The organism is Nonomuraea sp. NPDC051298 (genome assembly GCF_055586305.1).
This window is the reverse complement of record NZ_JBVJIM010000012.1, coordinates 307,587-327,992: the sequence shown is the minus strand read 5'-3', so window position 1 is coordinate 327,992 and position 20,406 is coordinate 307,587. Positions and strand designations below refer to the sequence as shown.

The 20,406-nt window shown below is 71.1% G+C and carries 17 protein-coding genes; 14 read left to right on the top strand and 3 right to left on the bottom strand.

The window, feature by feature from the left end; all coding sequences use genetic code 11:
- Position 1: 1 nt before the first annotated feature.
- From ACZ6S0_RS31570 to pssA, 6 genes are all read left to right on the top strand, one after another.
- Positions 2–865, top strand: coding sequence for a hypothetical protein (locus ACZ6S0_RS31570; RefSeq protein ID WP_465922940.1), 864 nt, complete (start codon positions 2–4; stop codon positions 863–865).
- A gap of 109 nt (positions 866–974) precedes the next feature.
- Positions 975–2,579: a murein biosynthesis integral membrane protein MurJ gene (gene murJ, locus ACZ6S0_RS31565; protein ID WP_465922939.1), complete on the top strand. Its 1,605-nt coding sequence runs from the start codon at positions 975–977 to the stop codon at positions 2,577–2,579.
- A gap of 158 nt (positions 2,580–2,737) precedes the next feature.
- Positions 2,738–3,895, top strand: a complete 1,158-nt coding sequence (locus ACZ6S0_RS31560) for a glycosyltransferase family 4 protein (RefSeq protein ID WP_465922938.1) — start codon at positions 2,738–2,740, stop codon at positions 3,893–3,895.
- A gap of 191 nt (positions 3,896–4,086) precedes the next feature.
- On the top strand, positions 4,087–5,070 hold the full coding sequence (locus ACZ6S0_RS31555) for a TerC family protein (protein ID WP_465922937.1): 984 nt from the start codon (positions 4,087–4,089) through the stop codon (positions 5,068–5,070).
- 139 nt (positions 5,071–5,209) lie between these two features.
- Positions 5,210–5,818 (top strand): phosphatidylserine decarboxylase, encoded by a 609-nt coding sequence (locus ACZ6S0_RS31550; RefSeq protein ID WP_344873914.1) that lies wholly within the window; start codon positions 5,210–5,212, stop codon positions 5,816–5,818.
- On the top strand, positions 5,808–6,653 hold the full coding sequence (gene pssA, locus ACZ6S0_RS31545) for a CDP-diacylglycerol--serine O-phosphatidyltransferase (RefSeq protein ID WP_465922936.1): 846 nt from the start codon (positions 5,808–5,810) through the stop codon (positions 6,651–6,653). Before ACZ6S0_RS31550 ends, pssA begins: the two co-directional genes overlap by 11 nt.
- A 653-nt stretch (positions 6,654–7,306) precedes the next feature.
- Here pssA and ACZ6S0_RS31540 read toward each other — a convergent pair.
- Positions 7,307–7,963 carry an MBL fold metallo-hydrolase gene (locus ACZ6S0_RS31540; RefSeq protein ID WP_465922935.1) on the bottom strand — a complete coding sequence of 219 codons (657 nt, stop codon included), beginning with the start codon at positions 7,961–7,963 and terminating at the stop codon, positions 7,307–7,309.
- Positions 7,960–8,805, bottom strand: coding sequence for a maleylpyruvate isomerase family mycothiol-dependent enzyme (locus ACZ6S0_RS31535; RefSeq protein ID WP_465922934.1), 846 nt, complete (start codon positions 8,803–8,805; stop codon positions 7,960–7,962). The genes ACZ6S0_RS31540 and ACZ6S0_RS31535 overlap by 4 nt, the downstream gene beginning before the upstream one ends.
- 217 nt (positions 8,806–9,022) lie before the next feature.
- Here ACZ6S0_RS31535 and uvrA point away from each other — a divergent pair, with 217 nt between their 5' ends.
- Positions 9,023–11,863: an excinuclease ABC subunit UvrA gene (gene uvrA, locus ACZ6S0_RS31530; RefSeq protein WP_465922933.1), complete on the top strand. Its 2,841-nt coding sequence runs from the start codon at positions 9,023–9,025 to the stop codon at positions 11,861–11,863.
- A 207-nt stretch (positions 11,864–12,070) separates the two neighbouring features.
- Here the strand turns inward: uvrA and ACZ6S0_RS31525 are convergent, their stop codons facing one another.
- Positions 12,071–12,838, bottom strand: coding sequence for a DUF2306 domain-containing protein (locus ACZ6S0_RS31525; RefSeq protein WP_465922932.1), 768 nt, complete (start codon positions 12,836–12,838; stop codon positions 12,071–12,073).
- Positions 12,839–12,938: 100 nt separating this feature from the next.
- On the opposite strand from ACZ6S0_RS31525, the gene ACZ6S0_RS31520 reads away from it, so the two are divergent.
- From ACZ6S0_RS31520 to whiA, 7 genes are all read left to right on the top strand, one after another.
- Positions 12,939–13,406 (top strand): Rieske (2Fe-2S) protein, encoded by a 468-nt coding sequence (locus tag ACZ6S0_RS31520; RefSeq protein ID WP_465922931.1) that lies wholly within the window; start codon positions 12,939–12,941, stop codon positions 13,404–13,406.
- A gap of 141 nt (positions 13,407–13,547) precedes the next feature.
- Positions 13,548–14,006 (top strand): Rieske (2Fe-2S) protein, encoded by a 459-nt coding sequence (locus ACZ6S0_RS31515; RefSeq protein ID WP_465922930.1) that lies wholly within the window; start codon positions 13,548–13,550, stop codon positions 14,004–14,006.
- Positions 14,007–14,075: 69 nt separating this feature from the next.
- Positions 14,076–14,522 carry a Rieske (2Fe-2S) protein gene (locus tag ACZ6S0_RS31510; protein WP_465922929.1) on the top strand — a complete coding sequence of 149 codons (447 nt, stop codon included), beginning with the start codon at positions 14,076–14,078 and terminating at the stop codon, positions 14,520–14,522.
- Positions 14,523–14,755: 233 nt separating this feature from the next.
- The gene (gene uvrC, locus ACZ6S0_RS31505) at positions 14,756–16,660 is read left to right on the top strand and encodes an excinuclease ABC subunit UvrC (protein ID WP_465922965.1); all 1,905 of its coding nucleotides are present in this window, start codon (positions 14,756–14,758) and stop codon (positions 16,658–16,660) included.
- 133 nt (positions 16,661–16,793) lie between these two features.
- Entirely contained in the window at positions 16,794–17,660 is an 867-nt protein-coding gene (rapZ, locus tag ACZ6S0_RS31500) for an RNase adapter RapZ (protein WP_344873744.1), read from the top strand.
- A gap of 152 nt (positions 17,661–17,812) precedes the next feature.
- Positions 17,813–18,766 (top strand): gluconeogenesis factor YvcK family protein, encoded by a 954-nt coding sequence (locus ACZ6S0_RS31495; protein WP_465922928.1) that lies wholly within the window; start codon positions 17,813–17,815, stop codon positions 18,764–18,766.
- A 71-nt stretch (positions 18,767–18,837) separates the two neighbouring features.
- Positions 18,838–19,818: a DNA-binding protein WhiA gene (gene whiA, locus ACZ6S0_RS31490; protein ID WP_344873748.1), complete on the top strand. Its 981-nt coding sequence runs from the start codon at positions 18,838–18,840 to the stop codon at positions 19,816–19,818.
- Positions 19,819–20,406 lie beyond the last annotated feature (588 nt).

The following is a 20,406-nucleotide window of genomic DNA, read 5'->3' as shown; positions in this document are numbered from 1 at the left end:
CATGCCTGCCAGCCGGGCCCGTGGCCTCCTCTTCGCCCTCGCCGGCGCCGCGATCGGCGCCGTGGCCGCGCGGGCCGCGTACGCGGCGTTCACCCGCGACCGCCCCGCCGACCTGAGCGGCCGCTGGACCAGGAAGAACCACCGGGGCGAGCCCATCACCCTGCTCGAAGGCCCCGCGTTCGTGGCAGGGGCGGGCGCCGCCGCCGCGCTCACGCCCGGCCTGCCGCCCCGCGTGCGGGCGGCGGCGCTGCTGGCGGGCGTCGGCAGCGGCGCGCTCGGCGCCTACGACGACCTCTACGGCACCACCTCCTCCAAGGGCTTCAAGGGCCACCTGAGCGCGCTCGCGCGGGGCGAGGTCACCAGCGGGGCCGTCAAGATTCTCGGCATCGGCGCCACCGGCCTGGGCGCCGCCGCCCTCGTCTCCCGCGGCCCCGCCGAGATCCTCGTCAACGGCGCGACCATCGCCGGCACCGCGAACCTCGCCAACCTCTTCGACCTGCGTCCCGGCCGGGCCATCAAGGTGGGGCTGCTCACCGGCGGGCCGCTGCTGGCCGCCGCGCTCCTGCGCGACTCGCCCGCCGCGGCCGCGCTGGCCGCCGCCCCGCTGGGTGCCGCCGCCGCGCTGCTGCCCGACGACCTCGGCGAGCGCGCCATGCTGGGCGACGCGGGGGCCAACGCCCTGGGCGCCCTGCTCGGGCTCGCCGCCGTCACCGAACTGGGCCGCCCCGGCCGGTACGCGCTGCTGGGCAGCGTGGTGGCGTTGACGGCGGCGGCGGAGAAGGTGAGCTTCACCAAGGTCATCGCAGGCAACCCCGTGCTCAACCGGATCGACATGCTCGGCCGCCGCCCGGTCGACCCCGTGTGACTCTCCTGCGGTACGCGTGCTCGCGCCCCGCGTCTGTCGGTGTGACCTGCCAGGATGTCTGCGTAGGCATCGCCGTGGGCGGTGGCGGGCGACGGGGCTGGGAGGCCGGGTGCGGGTGGTGACGGCGCGGAGCGTCGCGGGCGGCGCGATGCTCATCGGGGCGATCACCGTGCTGGCGCGGGTGACCGGGTTCGCCAAGCAGTACGCCTTCTCCCAGACCGTCGGCACCAACTGCCTGAGCACGGCCTACATGACGGCCAACCAGATCCCCAACATCGTGTTCGAGGTGGTCGCCGGGGGCGCGCTGGCCGGCATGGTCGTCCCCGTGCTCGCCGCGGCGGCCGACCGCGACGACCGGGAGCGGGCCGGGTGGATCGGCTCGGCGCTGCTGACGTGGGTCGTCGTCGTGCTCGTCCCGCTGGGCGCGCTCCTGGCGCTGCTGGCCGGGCCGGTGTCGGGGCTGTTCTTCGGCACGGTGCTCGAAGGGTGCGACGTCGGCGCGGTCAGCGCGGTCGCCGCCCGGATGCTGGTGGTCTTCGCCCCCCAGATCCCGCTGTATGGCGTGGCCGTGGTGCTCTACGGCCTGCTCCAGTCGCACGGGCGCTTCGCCGGGCCCGCGGTCGCGCCGCTGGTCTCCAGCATCGTGGTCATCGTCGCGTACCTGCTGTTCGTGCCGTTCAGCGGCGGGACGACCGATCCCGCGGCGGTTCCGCCGGTCGCCGAGCTGGTGCTGTCGGTGGGCACGAGCCTGGGAGTCCTGTCGCTGGTGCTGACCGTGATCGGGCCGGTGGGCCGCTTGGGGCTGCGGTGGCGGCCCACGTTACGGTTCCCCGCCGGGGTCGCCGGGCAGGTGCGCAGGCTCGCGCTGGCGGGCATCGCCGCGCTGCTCGCCCAGCAGGCGGCGATGATCGTGGTGGTGCTGCTGTCGAACAACGCGATCGGCGGCGGGGCCATCGTCGCCTACAACTACGCGTGGGCGATCTACCTGGTGCCGTACGCGGTGCTGGCCGTACCCATCGCCACCAGCGCGTTTCCCCGGCTGGCCGCCAAGGCCGACGATCCTGGAGCCTTCGCCGCGCTCGCGGCGCGCACGTCCAGGGCCGTGGTGCTGGTGTCGGGGCTGGCCGCCGGGGTGCTGGCCGCGGCGTCCGGGCCGGGCGCGGTGGTGTTCCTGACGCGCAAGAGCGACGTGGCCCCCGCCGAGCTGGCGGTCGCGATCGCGTTGTTCGCGCCCGGTCTGGTGGGCTATGGGCTGATGGCGCACCTGACCCGCGTGCTGTACGCGGTGGGCCAGGGGCGGGCGGTGGCCACGGGCACGGTGGCGGGGTGGATCGTGGTAATGATCGCCCAGACCGTCTTCGTGCTGGTGCTGCCCGGCGAGTGGAGGCTCGGCGGCATGGCGCTCGGGATGAGCGTGGGCATGAGCGTGGGCGGGGGGCTGCTGCTCGCGTCCGTGGTGCGGGCGCGCGGCCGTGCAGCGGTCGCGGGGCTGCCCAGGGCCGTGGGCGCGGCGGTCGCCGGGGGGCTGCTGGGGTATCTCGCGGGGGCCGGGGTGGTGGAGTGGCTCGGGGCGGTCGGCGTCTGGCCGAACGTGGGAGCCCTCGTGCTGGGCGCGGTCGTCGCGGTGGCGGTCGGCGGGGTGGCCGTGGCCGTGGTGGATCGGCCGGACGCTGGTGCGGTGGCCGGGCTGTTGCGGCGTCGCGGGCCGGACTGAGGCGCTCGGGCCGGGCTGAGGTGCTCGGGCCGAGGTGGGGTATTTGGGTTGGAGCGAGGTGTTTGGGGCGGATTGGGGTGCTTGGGGTAGGCGTTCGTGTCGGGTGCTGACTGAGGTGCCGGTGGAGTGATGGCCGTAGGCGAGGAAGGAGCTGGGTCGTGCGGGTGGCGTTCGTGCTGGGCACCACGTCCGGTGGTACCGGGCGGCATGTCCTGATGCTGGTGGAGGGGCTCGTCCGGCGGGGGCACCAGGTGCTCGTCGCGGGGCCCCGCAGCGTCGAGGAGCAGTTCGCGTACGGCGCGGCGGGCGCCGTGTTCGCGGAGGTGGCCGTCTCCGACCGGCCGCACCCGGTCAACGACCTGCGCGCGGTGCTGACGATCAGGCGGCTGACCCGGGGAGCCGACGTGGTGCACGCCCATGGCCTGCGGGCCGGGGCGCTGGCCGCGCTCGGGTCGCGTGCGTCCCGGCGGCCGGTGGTGACGTTGCACAACGCGCTCACCGCGGGCGGGCTCGTGGGGGTCGTCTACGGGGTGCTGGAGCGGATCGTGGCGCGGCGGGCCGGGCACGTGCTGGTCGTCTCGCCCGACCTCGGCGCGCGGATGACCCGGCTCGGCGCGCGCGACGTACGCGCCGCCGTCGTGACCGCGCCCGTCCCCCGGCCGCCGAAGCGGACGCCCCAGGAGGTCAGGGACGAACTGGGGGCGGGTGATCGGCCCCTCCTGCTCACCGTCGCCCGGCTGGCTCAGCAGAAGGGCCTGGAGACGCTGCTCGACGTCGCGGCCGGGCCGTGGCCCGACGTCCCCTCGCCGACCTCTTCGGCGGCGTCCGCGTCCGAGTCGCAGTCCGAGTCCGAGTCGCAGTCCGCGTTCGCGTCCGAGTTCCACGCCTCGGGTGGGCCGTTGTTCGTGGTTGCGGGGGAAGGGCCGTTGCGGGGTGGGTTGCAGCGCCGGATCGACGACGAAGGGCTGCCGGTGCGGCTGCTGGGCAACCGCGACGACGTGCCCGACCTGCTCAACGCCGCCGTCGCCCTGCTGATGCCGAGCCGGTGGGAGGGCCAGCCGCTGACGCTCAGGGAGGCGCTGATGACCGGCACCCCGGCCGTCGCCTCCGACGTCGGCGGGATTCCGGAGATCTTGGGCGAGGCCGGCATCCTGGTCCCGTACGGCGACGCCGGAAGGTTCCTCGAGGCCGTACGGGAGCTGCTGTCGGCGCCCGAAGCCGCGGAAGGGCTCGCAGAGGCGGCCAGGCGGAGGGGGCGGGAGATGCCCGGCCCCGACGAGGTGGTGGACAGCGTGCTGGCCGTTTACGCGATGTGAGGTTCGGCGGATGATTAGGCGCCGTTGAAGCGTTCTCATATACTGCCTGGGTTAGGGAGGGGAGTATCCCTTCGCGACAGCCTCGTCATCACGGTGCAGCCCCACCCCACGGGGCCCCCGGGGCTGCCGGTCCGCAGCGTGGCGGGCGGGAGAGACCTCCGGCAATGAATCGTCCATGCCGGAGGGTCTGAGTGACTGAACCCCTGTGGGCCTGGATCGCCGTGATCGGCGGTCTTCTTTTGGTCCTCGCCATCGACCTGTGGATCGTCGACCGTGGAGAAGCCCGAGAGTTCTCCATGCGACAGGCGGGCTACTGGGTGACGTTCTACGTCGCCCTCGCCGTCGCCTTCGGGATGCTGATGTGGGTCACGACGGGTCCCGGCAGAGCCGGTGAGTTCTTCGCCGGCTACATCACCGAATACAGCCTGAGCGTCGACAACCTGTTCATCTTCTTCATCATCATGAGCCGGTTCGCCGTGCCGAAGGCGTACCAGCACAAGGTGTTGCTCGTCGGCATCCTGCTCGCGCTCGTGATGCGCGGCATCTTCATCGCGCTCGGCGCGGCGGCGCTCGAGCGGTTCAGTTGGCTGTTCTACGTGTTCGGCGCCTTCCTGGTCTACACGGCGATCAACATCGTCCGCGGGCACCTCAAGGGGCAGGAAGAGGAGTACAACGAGAACGTCGTGCTGCGGTGGGTGCGCCGGGCCTTCCCCACCACCGAGGGGTACGTCGGCTCCAAGGTCACCGTGAAGATCGACGGCAAGCGCATGGTGACCCCGATGCTCATCGTGATGGTGGCCATCGGCAGCACCGACCTGATGTTCGCGCTCGACTCGATCCCCGCGATCTTCGGGCTCACGAAGGATCCCTTCATCGTCTTCACCGCCAACGCGTTCGCCCTGATGGGGCTGCGTCAGCTCTACTTCCTGCTGGGTGGCCTGCTCCAGCGGCTCGTGTACATCAGCTACGGTTTGGCGTTCATCCTGGGGTTCATCGGGGTTAAGCTCGTATTGGAGGCGTTGCACTCCAGCCATGTCTCCTGGGCGCCCACCATTCCCATCTGGGTGTCGCTCTCGGTCATCGGCGCCACCATGGTCATCACCACCGTGGCGAGCCTGGTCAAGGCCCGTATCGACGCGCGCAAGGGCGAGGAGCCGCATCCGGAGCAGGTCTAGCGAGATGGGCTTCGAGGGCGCTTTGCTTGTGTACTTGCGTCGTGTAATAGTTGCTAGTTTTGTAACATCACGGCAAAGCGCCTAGTCCATTCACCATCAAAGGTTGTTCGTGTCAGACGATTCTGCCAAGCCGAGCCGTATGCGGCTCGCGCGCGGGGTGTCCCCGTGGCTCCTCCCTACGGCGGCCACGGCGGCCGCCACCGCTCTGCTGACGCGCCGAGACCGGCGATGGGCGCTCGCGGCGGTGCCGTTGAGCGCCCTCACCGGGGGCATGCTCTGGTTCTTCCGCGACCCCGACCGCACGCCGGGCGAGGGTCGCGTGCTGTCTCCCGCCGACGGCGTGGTGCAGAGCATCGACCCATGGCCCGATGGCCGCACCCGGGTCGCGATCTTCATGAGCCCGCTGAACGTGCACGTCAACCGTGCCCCCCTTGCGGGAAATGTCACATCCGTGCAGCATGTGGCAGGTGGGTTCCTGCCGGCGTTCAACAAGGACAGCGACCAGAACGAACGTGTGGTGTGGCATTTCGAGACCACGCTGGGCGACATCGAGATGGTGCAGATCGCGGGCGCGGTGGCGCGCCGGATCGTGCCGTACCTGAGCGCTGGGGCCAAGGTCGAGCAGGCCGAGCGGATCGGGCTCATCAGGTTCGGTTCGCGGGTCGACATCTACCTGCCTGAAGGCATTTCTCCCGCGGTGTCCGTGGGTGACAAGATGGTTGCGGGGGTGACCAGAATTGACCGCTGACGCCGGCAGTTGGCAGGCGGACGAGGAAGAGCCTCGTGGTCCCGTGGGCAAGGCGTTCCGCCTGTCCGCCGCTGACTCCCTGTCGCTCGGCAACGCCGTCTGCGGGTTCCTCGCGGTGTGCGTCCTGGCCTCCTCCGCCATCCAGCAGCTCCAGGTCGGCGGCGGGCGGTTCATCCCCGCGCCCAGCTATTTCGCCACCGCCATCGTGCTGCTGCTCATCGGCGCGACCTGTGACCTGTTCGACGGGCTCGTGGCGCGGCGCTTCCGGGCCTCGGCGATGGGCGCCGAGCTGGACAACCTGGCCGATGTCATCAGCTTCGGGTTCGCGCCCGCGTTCATGGTCGTGATCTGGGGCGGGTTCACCGCGCAGGTGCCGTTCGCGGCGGTGCTGGCCGCGGCCGCCGCGGTGCTGGTCGCCGGGATCGTACGCCTGGCCAGGTTCGCCTGTGTCAAGACCAAGAGCGGCGACTTCATGGGGTTGCCCATTCCCATGGGCGCCATGACCGTGATCTCCATCGTGCTGCTGTTCCAGCCGAGCATCTGGTCATTGCTGGCCATGCTCGCTGTGGCCTGGCTGATGGTCAGCCGCATCGAGTACCCCAAGCCGAAGGGGCAGCTCGCCGCGGTCGTCCTCGGGTGGATCATGGTGAACGTGGCGTTCCTGGCGTTCTGGGTGGCCTGGCCCAAGGGCGGCGACCTGCCGATCAAGATCGGGGCGACCATGCAGATCGCGCTCGTGGCGGCGATCCCGCTGCGGATGCTGTTCTACAAGCGTGAGCAGCGCCGGGAGTTCGAGCGCGAGCAGGGCAGGGAGTACAAGCGCGTCGGCCAGTGAGCCACACCTGATGTCGGAGAGGCGGGATTTTTCGTCTTATTTCGGCTTTGATGGTTCCAGGTGGTCGGTGGTGCCGTGCGAGCACACGCGTACGCACTTCCTCGGCAAGCCGGCCACGGAGCTGGAGCAGCGCGGGCTGACGGCCAAGTCGCGGCCGTAACCGCCCGCGTTGCGCATCAACAGACATCCCGACGTCGCCAGGCGGCCGAGAACGTGGACAACGTGGACAACGTGGGCTGGGTGCCGCTCGCCGAAGGGTGGTTCTGCCGGTGGTCGTAGGGAGGACCGGCGGGGTCGGCTGACGATCCCGTCACCGCGGCCGATCCCGTTGCCGCGGTCGGCCGCGTCGCGTACGCTCCGCCCGACGCCCGACGCCCGACGCCCGACGCCCGACGCCCGACGCCCGACGCCCGACGCCCGAGCGGGCGCGGGTCTGTGTGGGGAAAGAGCTGCGTGGTGAGGCGGCACGTGGCGACTGATGTGTGGTGAGGGCCCAGGTGGTGGAGGGGCGAGCTGGCAGGGCCGTTCGGCGGTGTGGTGAGGGCCTGGGTGGTGGAGAGTCGAGCGGGCGGGGCCGTTCGGTGAAGTCTCGCGTGGTACGGCCCCGCGCGGCTCGATGGCGTGTGACGGGCGGCCCCTGCGCGGAGGAGGCGCTACCAGCCCCTGGCCTTCCACTCCGGGAGGGCGGGGCGTTCGACTCCGAGGGTGGTGTCCTTGCCGTGGCCCGGGTAGACCCAGGTCTCGTCGGGCAGGCGGTCGAAGACGCGCTCCACCACGTCGGTGTAGAGCTGGGTGAAACGCTCGGGGTCCTTCCACGTGTTGCCGACGCCGCCGGGGAACAGGGAGTCGCCGGTGAAGAGGTGGTGACCGGCCGGGCCGCCGTCGTACAGCAGGGCGATCGAGCCGGGCGTGTGGCCGCGCAGGTGGATGACCTCGAGGGTGACCTCGCCGACCGTGATCGTGTCGCCGTGCTCGACCGTGCGGTCGACCGGCACCGGCAGGGCGGGCGCGTCGAGGGGGTGGGCGATCACCTGGGCGCCCGTCACCTTGACCACCTGCTCCAGCGCCTGCCAGTGGTCGCCGTGCTGGTGGGTGGTGACGACGGCGGTGGCCGGCTGGTCGGCCATCAGGGCCAGGAGCCGGTCGGCGTCGGCCGCGGCGTCGATGAGCAGCCCCTCGCCGGTCTCGGTGGAGCGCAGCAGGTAGGCGTTGTTGTCGTACGGCCCGACGGCGAGCTTGGAGATCGTCAGCGCGGGCAGCTCTCGTACGTCGGCGGGGCCGCCGACCTGGACGTCACCTGTGTAGGTCATGGATAGTCCTCTGGGGGCGTCGCGGGCAGATCAGCGGGGGCCGGCATCGTCAGCCACGGTGGCGGCTCGGGAAGACGCTCGCCCCCGGGGCCGGGAATGAACGGCTGCCCCACGGGCAACAGACTAACGCCCTCGCCGCCGGACCTGCCGGTCAGCCAGGCCAGCATGTCGCGGGGCGTGCCCCGCAGGATCGGGCCGTCGCCGAGACCGGTCCAGCGGGCGACGATCTCGCGATCCCGGCCGGAGTCCCCGTCTGGAGCCGTGCGGGGGAACGTGGCGGCGTCCGGCTCGGGGAGGAAATGGAGCCGGCTCACGTGGCCGTGGGGCCAGGTGGCCAGGCAGTCGTGCAGTTCGCGGCGGACGAACGGGCCCGGCCAGTCGGCGGGGCCGTACCCGGCGGCCAGGTCCACGTGGTGGAAGCCGATCTCGCGCAGGCGGCGTACCAGGACGTACCAGGCGGGGTGGGGCGGCGGGCGCATGCCCTCCACCGGCGCCGACCACGCGGCGGCGGGCAGGTCGCGGACGGCGGCGGCGAGGCGGTCGGCCCCGTCGTGAAGGCCGGTCAGGAGGCGGTCCGCGGGCAGGGTGGCGGCGGCTTCGATCTCGGCGGTCCTGGCCTCGAGCGAGGCGTACTGCGGGGTGCGTACGCCGGTTCTGGCCCAGGTCAGGAGGTTGCGGAGGGAGTCGGCGTTCCCGGCGACGTGGGCCAGGACGTGACGCCTGGTCCAGCCGGGCAGGAGGGAGGGCGCGGCGAGGTCGTCCGCGGAGAGTGAGGCGGCCGTGGCCAGGAGCCGGTTCGTCGCGGTGACCAGCTCAGCCTGCAGCGCGGATAGTACCGTCATATCTGGATATTTCCCTACTTGGGGATGCCGGACGGGGAGGGCATAAACCCGCTGGTCAGCGGGTTGAATGTGAAAGGACTGCCCTCTCCCTGGGAGGATGGCCGTAACCTGTGAGGGACGGATTTTCGGTAGGCCGTGGATCGGGCCGCCGAAATTGTCGGAGCCCCCGTCTACCATCCCCCGTGGACCTATCCGCCTTTCGACTTCCGGGATCGCCGTGGCCGACCGCCTGATCGTGCGTGGTGCACGAGAACACAACCTCAAAGACGTCTCGCTCGACCTGCCGCGAGACTCGCTGATCGTCTTCACCGGTCTGTCCGGCTCGGGCAAGTCGAGCCTGGCCTTCGACACGATCTTCGCCGAGGGCCAGCGGCGCTACGTCGAGTCGCTGTCGGCCTACGCCCGCCAGTTCCTCGGCCAGATGGACAAACCCGACGTCGACTTCATCGAGGGCCTGTCGCCGGCGGTCTCCATCGACCAGAAGGCCACCAGCAAGAACCCCCGCTCCACCGTCGGCACGATCACCGAGGTCTACGACTACCTGAGGCTGCTGTGGGCACGCATCGGCAAGCCGCACTGCCCGGTGTGCGCGCGCCCGATCGCCCGGCAGACGCCGCAGCAGATCGTCGACCGGGTGATGGACCTCGACGAGGGCACCCGCTTCCAGGTGCTGGCGCCGGTCATCAGAGGCCGCAAGGGCGAATACGCCGAGTTGTTCCGCGAGCTGCAGACCAAGGGGTTCGCCAGGGCCAGGGTCGACGGCACCGTCGTACGGCTGGAGGAGCCGCCGACGCTGAAGAAGTACGAGAAGCACGACATCGAGGTCATCGTCGACCGCCTGTCGGTCAAGGAGTCCGCGCGGCGCAGGCTCACCGACTCGGTCGAGACGGCGTTGCAACTGTCCGGCGGCACGATCACGCTCGAGTTTGTCGACCTGCCCGAGACCGACCCCAACCGCGAGCGCTTCTACTCCGAGCACCTCTACTGCCCCTACGACGACCTGTCGTTCGAGGAGCTGGAGCCGCGCTCGTTCTCCTTCAACTCGCCGTTCGGCGCCTGCCCCGAATGCACGGGCCTGGGCACCAAGATGGAGGTCGACCCCGACCTGGTGGTGCCCGACCCCGAGCGCACGCTCGGCGACGGCGCGATCCACCCCTGGTCCGGCGGCCACACCAGCGAATACTTCGCCCGGCTGATCGAGGCGCTCGGCCACACGGTCGGGTTCACGCTGGAGACGTCGTGGGAGAGCCTGCCGAAGAAGGCGCAGAAGTCGCTGCTGTACGGCCACGACGAGCAGGTCCACGTCCGCTACAGCAACCGCTACGGCCGCCAGCGCTCCTACTACACGACCTACGACGGCGTCATCCCCTGGGTGCAGCGCAGGCACGCCGAGGCCGAGAGCGACGCGGCGCGCGAGCGGTTCGAGGGCTACATGCGCGAGATCCCGTGCCCCGCCTGCAAGGGGGCCAGGCTCAAGCCGGTCACCCTGGCGGTCACGGTGGCGGGGAAGTCGATCGCCGAGGTGTCGGGCATGTCGATCGGCGAGTGCGCGAAGTTCCTGGCCGCGCTCAAGCTGTCCGACCGCGACATGCAGATCGCCGAGCGGGTGGTCAAGGAGATCAACGCCCGCATGGGCTTCCTGCTCGACGTCGGCCTCGACTACCTGACGATGGACCGCGCCGCCGCCACCCTCGCGGGCGGCGAGGCGCAGCGCATCCGGCTGGCCACGCAGATCGGCTCCGGCCTGGTCGGCGTACTCTACGTGCTCGACGAGCCGTCCATCGGCCTGCACCAGCGCGACAACATGCGCCTGCTCGACACGCTGATCAGGCTGCGCGACATGGGCAACACGCTGATCGTGGTCGAGCACGACGAGGACACGATCGCGGCGGCCGACTGGGTGGTCGACATCGGGCCGGGGGCGGGCGAGCACGGCGGCCAGGTCGTCGTGTCCGGCACCGTCCAGGAGCTGCTGGCCAGCGAGGGGTCGCTGACCGGGGCCTACCTGTCCGGGCGCAGGAGCATCCCCGTCCCCGCCAAGCGCCGCAAGCGCGACAAGAAGCGGCAGATCACGGTCAAGGGGGCGCGCGAGCACAACCTCAAGGGCGTCGACATCGAGTTTCCGCTGGGCGTGTTCACGGCGGTCACGGGTGTGTCGGGGTCGGGGAAGTCGACGCTGGTCAACGACATCCTGTACAACGCGCTGGCCAAGGAGCTGAACGGGGCGCGCACGGTGCCGGGGCGGCACTCGCGGATCAACGGCATGGACCAGGTGGACAAGGTCGTCCACGTCGACCAGTCGCCGATCGGGCGCACTCCGCGCTCCAACCCGGCCACCTACACCGGGGTCTTCGACCACGTGCGCAAGCTGTTCGCGGCCACGACCGAGGCGAAGGTGCGCGGCTACCAGCCCGGCCGTTTCAGCTTCAACGTCAAGGGCGGGCGCTGCGAGGCGTGCGCGGGCGACGGCACCATCAAGATCGAGATGAACTTCCTGCCCGACGTCTACGTCCCCTGCGAGGTCTGCCACGGCGCCCGCTACAACCGGGAGACGCTGGAGGTCCACTACAAGGGCAAGACCATCGCCGAGGTGCTCGACATGCCGATCGAGGAGGCCCTGGGCTTCTTCGACGCGATCCCCGCGATCCGGCGGCACCTGCAGACGCTCAACGACGTGGGGCTGGGCTACGTACGGCTCGGGCAGCCGGCCACGACGCTGTCCGGCGGCGAGGCGCAGCGGGTCAAGCTGGCCTCCGAGCTGCAGCGGCGGCAGACCGGGCGGACGATCTACGTTCTCGACGAGCCGACCACCGGCCTGCACTTCGAGGACATCCGGCGGCTGCTCGGGGTGCTCGGGCGGCTGGTCGACGGCGGCAACACGGTGATCGTCATCGAGCACAACCTCGATGTCATCAAGACCGCCGACTGGATCATCGACATGGGGCCCGAGGGCGGGTCGCGCGGCGGCACGCTGGTGGCCAGCGGCACTCCCGAGCAGGTCGCCCTGGTGGACGAGAGCCACACAGGGCGGTTCCTGCGCAAGATCCTCGCGTTCTGAGTCCCCGCCGCGGCGGGGGCGCCCGCCGGTCCGTCCCCCCCAGGGCGGGGCGGACCCGGCGGGGGTTCTCACGGTCAGGAGGTGGAGGTCCCAGTGCGGCGCCCGGCGAGCGCGGCGGCGCGACCGGTCGGGAGACGGAGGCCGGTGCGGCGCCCGGCGAGCGCGGTCAGACGAGACGGAGGCCGGTGCGGCGCCTGGCGAGCGCGGTCAGGAGACGGAGGTCCTGGCGCGGTGCTCGGCGAGGGCGGTGGCGCGGCGGCGGCGCTGGGCGGCCTCGCCGCGCTCCAGCCACCACTCGGCCACCAGCAGCGGCAGCACCCAGCCCAGCCACGCCCCGAGTGCCGACACCGTGGCCGACATGAGCGCCGGGTCGCCGTGGAAGGTCGTCTCGAGCTGAGGCTCCAGCAGGATCGTGAACAGGACGGCGTAGATCCGGTTCGTGATGATCGACATCGTCAGGGCGAAGCTGCGTACCATCCAGCGGCGGTGGTCGAAGAACCTGCGCTGCCTGGCCATCCGCCACCCCGTCAGCGTGCAGCCCAGCCACAGCAGCGCGAGCAGCACGTCACTGGCCATCGTGACCGGGCCGAACGGCGTGGCCAGGCCCACCACCAGCCCCATCAGGCCGCTGGGGAGGCAGCCGCCGAAGACGTACACGCGGCCGATCATGCGATGGGCCTTCGGGTGGCGCCCGCGGAACCACGGCCAGATCTGCAGGCAGCACGTGATCATCGCGATCGACCCGAACACCACGTGCAGCGAGAGCACCACGAAGTGCGGCGGGAAGAAGTCGGGAGCGGGCACGCGGGACTGGCCCGGGTCCATCGACAGGTACGGCGGCAGCGAGAACGCCAGGAACGCCGCCGCCACCACCATCAGCGGCGCCACCCACGGCCGGCGCCACCATCGGGGACGCGCGGGCGACGCTGGGGGCGACACTGGGGGCGCGGGCGAGTGCTCGGTCGAGAGAGTCATGAACGCAGCCTGGGGCGTGCCGCTGACCACGGGCCTACCACCCGCTGACCGCACCGGCCGATCCCGTCAATAGGGTTGAGCCCAGGTAACGGCCGCACCCGTGGCAGGCAAAGGCGACAACCGGGTGCAGGCACCAACAACGGTACGGATCGGGGGCGAAGCCATGTCCGAGAACGGGCTGGGACGACGAGAGATGCTGGGCACGGCCGGGGTGGCCGCGTGCGGGCTGGCGCTGACCGCGTGCGGCACGGGCGGGGCCGAGGCCCGGCCCAGCCTCAAGGGCAAGGTGCTGGCGAAGACGGCCGACGTCCCCGTGGGCGGCGGCAAGCTGATCGACGACCTGAAGGTCGTGGTGACGCAGCCCTCACAGGGCGTCTACAAGGCGTTCAGCGCGTCGTGCACCCACAAGGGCTGCCAGGTCAGCACCCCCAAGGACAACGTGATCAGGTGCGCGTGCCACGGCAGCGAGTTCGCCGCCGACAGCGGGCGGGCCACCAAGGGGCCCGCCACCGCGCCGCTGGCCTCCTTCCAGGTCAAGGTGGAGGGCGACGGCATCGTGGTGGCCTGAGGGGACGGCTGGAGCGGTGATCTGGAACGACGATCTGAACGGGTAATAGTGCGTATTCACCGGGATTGGTCTCGGGCACGCTGAACCGGTGCCAGGGCGCCGGCCGTACCTGAAGTGAAAGCCAATCCGGGAGGACGCACCATGACGGAAACGACGCGCCGGACCGTGGTGTTCGGCGCCGGGAGCGCAGGGCTCGCGGCGGTTCTGACGGCTTGCGCGAGCTACGGCTCGCCGGTGACGGAGGCCGCCGTGGAACCGCCCGCAGCGGAGCCGTCGTCCGAGGCGCCCAAGAAGCAGAAGGCCGCGGAGCAGCCCAAGGCGCTGGCCGACACCAGCGACATCCCCGAGGGCGGCGGCAAGGTGTTCAAGAACGAGAAGATCGTGGTGACGCAGCCGACGGCGGGTGAGTTCAAGGCGTTCACGGCGGTCTGCACCCACCAGGGCTGTACGGTCGCCACCGTCTCGAACCAGACGATCAACTGCCCCTGTCACGGCAGCAAGTTCAACATCGCGGACGGCTCCGTGGCCAACGGCCCGGCGAGCAGCCCCCTCGAAGAGAAGCAGATCGAGGTCGATGGCGATAAGATCAGACTGGCCTGACCGAGGCTTCATGAATTTCTCACCTGGGTGCGCTTGGGTGAGCGCATGGATGACCTTCAGAGTCGCAGGGTGGTGATCGCAAGCGTCGGAGCGGGTGGCCTGGCGCTGGCGATCTCCGCCTGTGGCGGCAGCGACACAGCGCAGACAACCGGTTCCGCCGCCGATCAGGGCGCGGCGCCGCCAAGCGCGCCGGAGTCCGGCGCACCGCAGTCCGGCGCGCCCCAGGCAGGTGGGGCGCTGGCCAAGACCTCCGACATCCCCGTCGGCGGAGGCACGGTCTTCAAGGACCAGAAGATCGTGGTGACGCAGCCGACGGCCGGCGAGTTCAAGGCGTTCAGCTCGGTCTGCACGCACAAGGGCTGCGCGGTCGGCGGCGTCGAGAGCGGCGCGATCGTGTGCCCGTGCCACAACAGCAAGTTCGCCATCGCCGACGGCTCGGTCACGGACGGTCCCGCGCAGCAGCCGTTGCCCGCGGCGGAGATCAAGGTGGAGGGCGATCAGATCATGCTGGCCTAGCGGCTCCCCCGGCACTTCGCGGCCGCGGAGTCCGGGTCGCGCGGAGACGGCCATCACGTGATCTTCCGGCGTTCGTGAGGACCTCCGGGGATCGCGTGATGGCCGTGCCCGGCGGGACCCGGCACAACGACGGTTGCGTCCGCAGGCCGTGCTCCCGCTCGGCGATCGTGGAGCGCAACCTTGTCGGTGGGGGCTACTAGGCTGGAAACGTGGCGAGATCAGCGGGCAGCACCTTGAGTTTCCGGCCCGAGCCGGGCTCGATCCCCGAGTCCCCGGGGGTCTACCGGTTCAGGGACACGCACGGCCGGGTGATCTATGTAGGTAAGGCCAAGAGCCTGCGCCAGCGGCTCAACTCCTACTTCGCCGACTTCTCGGCCCTGCACCCGCGCACCCAGTCGATGCTCACCACCGCCGCCGACGTCGACTGGACCGTCGTCGGCACCGAGGTGGAGGCGCTCCAGCTCGAATACTCCTGGATCAAGGAGTTCGACCCGCGCTTCAACGTCAAATACCGCGACGACAAGTCCTACCCCTACCTCGCGGTGACCATGGGCGAAGACTTCCCGCGCGTGCAGGTCCTGCGCGGCGCCAAGCGCAAGGGCACCCGCTACTTCGGGCCCTACTCCCACGCGTGGGCCATCCGCGAGACCGTCGACCTGCTGCTGCGGGTCTTCCCGGTGCGCACGTGCAGCGCGGGGGTGTTCAAGCGGGCCGGGCAGATCGGCCGGCCGTGCCTGCTCGGCTACATCGACAAGTGCTCGGCGCCGTGCGTCGGCCGGGTCACCCCCGAGGAGCACCGCGCCCTGGCCGAAGACTTCTGCGACTTCATGGCGGGCAACACCGGCCGCTTCATCAAGCGGCTGGAACGGGAGATGCGCGAGGCGGCGTCCGAGCAGGAGTACGAGCGCGCCGCCCGGTTGCGCGACGACATCCTGGCGTTGCAGCGGGCGCTGGAGAAGCAGGCGGTCGTGCTCGGCGAGGGCACCGACGCCGACGTGATCGCGCTGGCCGAAGATCCCCTCGAAGCCGCCGTCCAGGTCTTCTACGTACGCGGCGGGCGCATCCGCGGGCAGCGCGGCTGGGTGGTCGACAAGGTCGAGGAGACCTCGCCGGGCGAGCTGGTCGAGCAGTTCCTGCTCCAGATGTACGCCGAGGCCAGCCCCGACTCCATGCCCCGCGAGGTGCTGGTGCCCGCCCTGCCGCCCGACGACGAGGCCGTGGCCGAGCTGCTGACCGAGCAGCGCCGGGCCCGCGTCGACGTGCGGGTGCCGCAGCGCGGCGACAAGAAGTCGCTGATGGAGACCGTCGAGCGCAACGCCAAGGAGTCGCTCGCCCAGCACAAGATCCGCCGCGCCGCCGACCTGACCACCCGCAGCAGGGCGCTGCAGGAGATCGCCGACGCGCTCGACCTCGACCAGGCGCCGCTGCGCGTCGAGTGCTACGACGTCTCCCACCTGCAGGGCGAAAACGTGGTGGCCTCGATGGTGGTGTTCGAGGACGGCCTGGCCCGCAAGAGCGAATACCGGCGCTTCGCCGTCAAGACCAAGGAGGGCGACGTCGCCTCGATCCACGAGGTGATCACCCGCCGCTTCCGCCGCTATCTGGAAGAACGCTCGGCCACCGGTGAGCTGGCGCCCGACGACGACAGCGGCAACGGGCCCATCGACCCCGAGACGGGCAAACCGCGCAAGTTCGCCTACCCGCCCAACCTCGTCGTCGTCGACGGCGCCGGGCCCCAGGCCGCCGCCGCGCAGCGGGCGCTCGACGAGCTGGGCATCGACGACGTGTCCGTGTGCGGCCTGGCCAAGCGGCTGGAGGAGGTGTGGCTGCCCGGCGACGACCAGCCGGTGATCATGCCTCGTTCAAGTGAAGGTCTCTACTTGCTGCAACGAGTGAGAGACGAGGCACACAGGTTCGCCATCACCTACCATCGTTCGAAGAGGTCCAAGACGGTGAAGGAGAGCGCGCTCGACGGCGTGCCGGGCCTCGGGCCGGCGCGCAGGCAGGCGTTGCTCAAGCACTTCGGCTCCGTGAAGAGACTACGCGAGGCCACCGCCGCCGAAATCTGCGAGGTTCCCGGCATCGGCCCGTCCATCGCCGAGGTCATCGTGTCGACGCTGAAGGGAGAGTCACCTTGATCTCGTCAGGATGCCCGGGTGTTCGCACCGAAGGGCCATGCGGTTCCGTCCGTTCCCGTGGGCGGGCCGTGGGAGAGCGGCCGCTCGGGGCCGCCGACGGCGTGCCGGTCAGGCGCGCGGACGGAGTGAGACCATGAGCACCGAGCCGGCGTTCGTCATCGTCACCGGCATGTCCGGGGCGGGGCGCAGCACCGCCGCCAAGGCGCTGGAAGACCTGGGCTGGTTCGTCATCGACAACCTGCCGCCGGGGCTGCTGTTCGCGATGGCGGAGGAGGCGGGCAAGGTCAAGCTGGCCGCCGACAAGGTGGCGGCCGTCGTCGACGTGCGCAGCCTGGCCTTCACCACCGACCTCAACGCGGCCATCGAGGAGCTCGAAGGGCGCGGCGTACGCGTGCGGGTGGTGTTCCTGGAGGCCAGCGACGAGGAGCTGGTGCGCAGGTTCGAGAACGTCCGCAGGCCCCATCCCCTCCAGGGCGAGGGGCGGCTGGTCGACGGCATCGCCCGCGAGCGCGGGATCCTGCGGGAGGTGCGCGCGAACGCCGACCTGGTGATCGACACCTCCTCGCACAACGTGCACGAGCTGCGCAACAAGATCGTCGCCTACTTCGGCGGGGAAGACCGGCCCGGGCTGCGGCTCAACGTCGTGTCGTTCGGGTTCAAATACGGTCTGCCGGTCGACGCCGACCTCGTGGTCGACTGCCGGTTCCTGCCCAACCCGCACTGGGTGCCCGAGCTGCGGCCGATGAACGGGCTCGAGCCCGCGGTCAGCGACTACGTGCTCGGGCAGCCGGGGGCCAAGGAGTTCCTCGACGCGTACGAGGAGGTCCTCCAGGTGGTCGCCACCGGCTACACGCGCGAGGGCAAGAGCTATGCGACGCTCGCGGTGGGTTGCACGGGCGGCAAGCACCGCAGTGTGGCCATGGCCGAACAGGTCGCCGCCCGCCTGCGTGACCGCGGGATGGAGGTCCAGGTGAGTCACCGGGATGTGGGGCGGGAGTGACCGATGAGGGCTTTTCCGAACCTGCTTTGCCGTATCCAATAAAAGATCCGATAGAAGGTGACTCCGCGGGCGCGGTGAGGGGGCGTGGTGACTTGCCGTCCCCTTCGCCCGGGGCCGCCGTTCCCGGGTCGTTCGGCGTTCTGAGCGGCGGTGTGAGTGACGTGGGGAGTGCCGGGTTCGGGCCGCCGGTGGTGGCGCTGGGCGGCGGGCACGGGCTCTACGCGTCTCTGTCCGCCTTACGGATGGTCACCGACCGGTTGACCGCCGTGGTCACCGTCGCCGACGACGGCGGGTCCAGCGGACGGCTGCGCCGCGAGCTGGGCGTGCTGCCGCCCGGCGACCTGCGCATGGCGCTGGCCGCCCTGTGCGGCGACGACGAGTGGGGCAGCACCTGGAGCGAGGTCGTGCAGCACCGCTTTCGCAGCGAGGGCGAGCTGCACGGGCACGCCGTCGGCAACCTGCTGATCGTCGCCCTGTGGGAGCTGCTCGGCGACCCCGTGGCCGGGCTCGACTGGGTCGGGCGGCTGCTGGGCGCGCACGGCCGCGTGCTGCCGATGGCCTCCGTGCCGCTCGACATCGTGGCCGAGGTGGAGCTCGACGGCGTCATCTCGACCGTACGCGGACAGGTGGCCTGTGCCCTGACGCCCGGTCGCGTACAGGCGATCTCCCTGGTCCCCGAGGACCCGCCCGCGCGGCCCGAGGCCGTCGCGGCGGTGCTGGACGCCGAGTGGGTGGTGTTCGGGCCCGGATCGTGGTTCACCAGTGTGCTGCCGCACCTCAAGGTGCCCGAACTGGCCAGGGCCCTGTACGCGACCAAGGCGAAACGACTCGTCACACTCAACCTGGCGCCTCAGCCGGGCGAGACCGATGACTTCTCCCCCCAGCAGCACCTGGAGGTTCTCCGCCAGCACGCGCCCGACCTGTCGATCGACGTCGTCCTGGCCGACACCGGAGTGGTGGACGACCCCGACGCGCTGGAGAAGGCCGCCGCGGCGCTCGGCGCCCGGGTCGTCATGGCCGACGTGGCCGCCGCGGACGGGTCGCCGAGGCACGACCCACGACGTCTTGCCTCCGTCCTGGACGAGATTTTCCTCCAGAAGCGTTGATCCTGGTCGGCGTTGCGCGAAGGTGCGAGAGACTCAAGAGAGCCGGTCTGAATGGGGGAGAGGACTAACGCATGGCGATGACAGGTGTGGTGAAAGACGAGCTGAGCCGCCTGCCGGTGCTCAAGCCGTGCTGCCGCAAGGCGGAGGTTTCGACGCTGCTGCGGTTCGCCAGCGGCCTGCACCTGGTGGGCGGGCGGATCGTGATCGAGGCCGAGCTCGACACCAACGCCACCGCGCGGCGGCTCATCAAGGACATCGGCGAGGTGTTCGGGCACAAGGCCGAGGTGCTCGTGCTCGCTCCCGCCGGGCTGCGCAAGGGCTCGCGCTACGTCGTACGCGTCTACCGCGACGGTGAGGCGCTGGCCCGGCAGACGGGCCTGATCGACAACCACGGCCGTCCCGTACGCGGCCTGCCCCGCCAGGTCGTGGCGGGCGCCTCCTGTGACGCCGAGGCCGCCTGGCGTGGCGCCTTCCTGGCCCACGGCTCCCTCACCGAGCCCGGCCGGTCGATGTCGCTGGAGGTCACCTGCCCGGGGCCGGAGGCGGCGCTGGCGCTCGTGGGTTCGGCGCGGCGGCTGAAGATCCACGCCAAGGCGCGCGAGGTGCGCGGGGTCGACCGGGTCGTGGTCCGCGACGGCGACGCGATCAGTGCCCTGCTGACCAGGCTCGGGGCGCACGACAGCGTGCTGGCCTGGGAGGAACGCCGGATGCGCCGCGAGGTGCGCGCCACCGCGAACCGCCTGGCCAACTTCGACGACGCCAACCTGCGGCGTTCGGCGCGGGCCGCGGTGGCGGCGGGTGCGCGGGTGCAGCGGGCGCTGGAGATCCTCGGTGACGAGGCGCCCGACCATCTGGTGGTGGCCGGGCGGCTGCGGGTCGAGCACAAGCAGGCGTCCCTGGAGGAGCTGGGGCAGATCGCCGACCCGCCGCTGACCAAGGACGCGATCGCGGGACGGATCCGGCGGTTGCTGGCCATGGCCGACAAACGGGCCTCGGACATGGGGATTCCGAACACTGAGGCGAATCTCACAGTGGACATGCTCGCGCCATGAGCCCGTGGGGCCCGCGGAGTTCGTGGGGCCCGCGAGTCCTGTGAGGTCGCGAACGCCGTGAGCCATTCAGCGCCGGTTGCGGCGGGGTGAGCGGGCTTGGTCATGAGCCTCTTGGGCGTGTCGGGGGGGGCGCGCTTGACAAGAGGCTTGACGGGAGGCTCGCGCGGACGCGCCGCCGGTGGTCGGGAGCGGCCCTGCGGGCTCGCCAGGGCGCCTGGCGGAGGCGTCGGGCCGAGGGCCGTGCGCCGGTCGCCGCCGCAGCGATGCGGCGGCGCGGCCGGCGCCGCGCAGGTCGGCACGGAGGCCGTGTCGGCCGGACGACCAGCGCCGGAAGCCCCGGTAACGCGGACGTGCGGCGCTGCGCGGTGCTGAGGCGGGAGTGGTCTTGTGGTCGGTCGTGCGGGCGGCGGGCTTGACTCGGTGGCCTGACCGGCGACACGCCCGGCCGCGCGCAGGGTGCAGGTAAAGCTCGCGCCGGGGCGTCGGCTGTGCGGGAGCCTGCGCCTGCGCGCTCGTCCGGGCGCGAATGTGCGGGCCGGTGCCGACGGCCGTGCCAGGTCCCGGTAAGCCGATGGCTGCCAGGTCGGT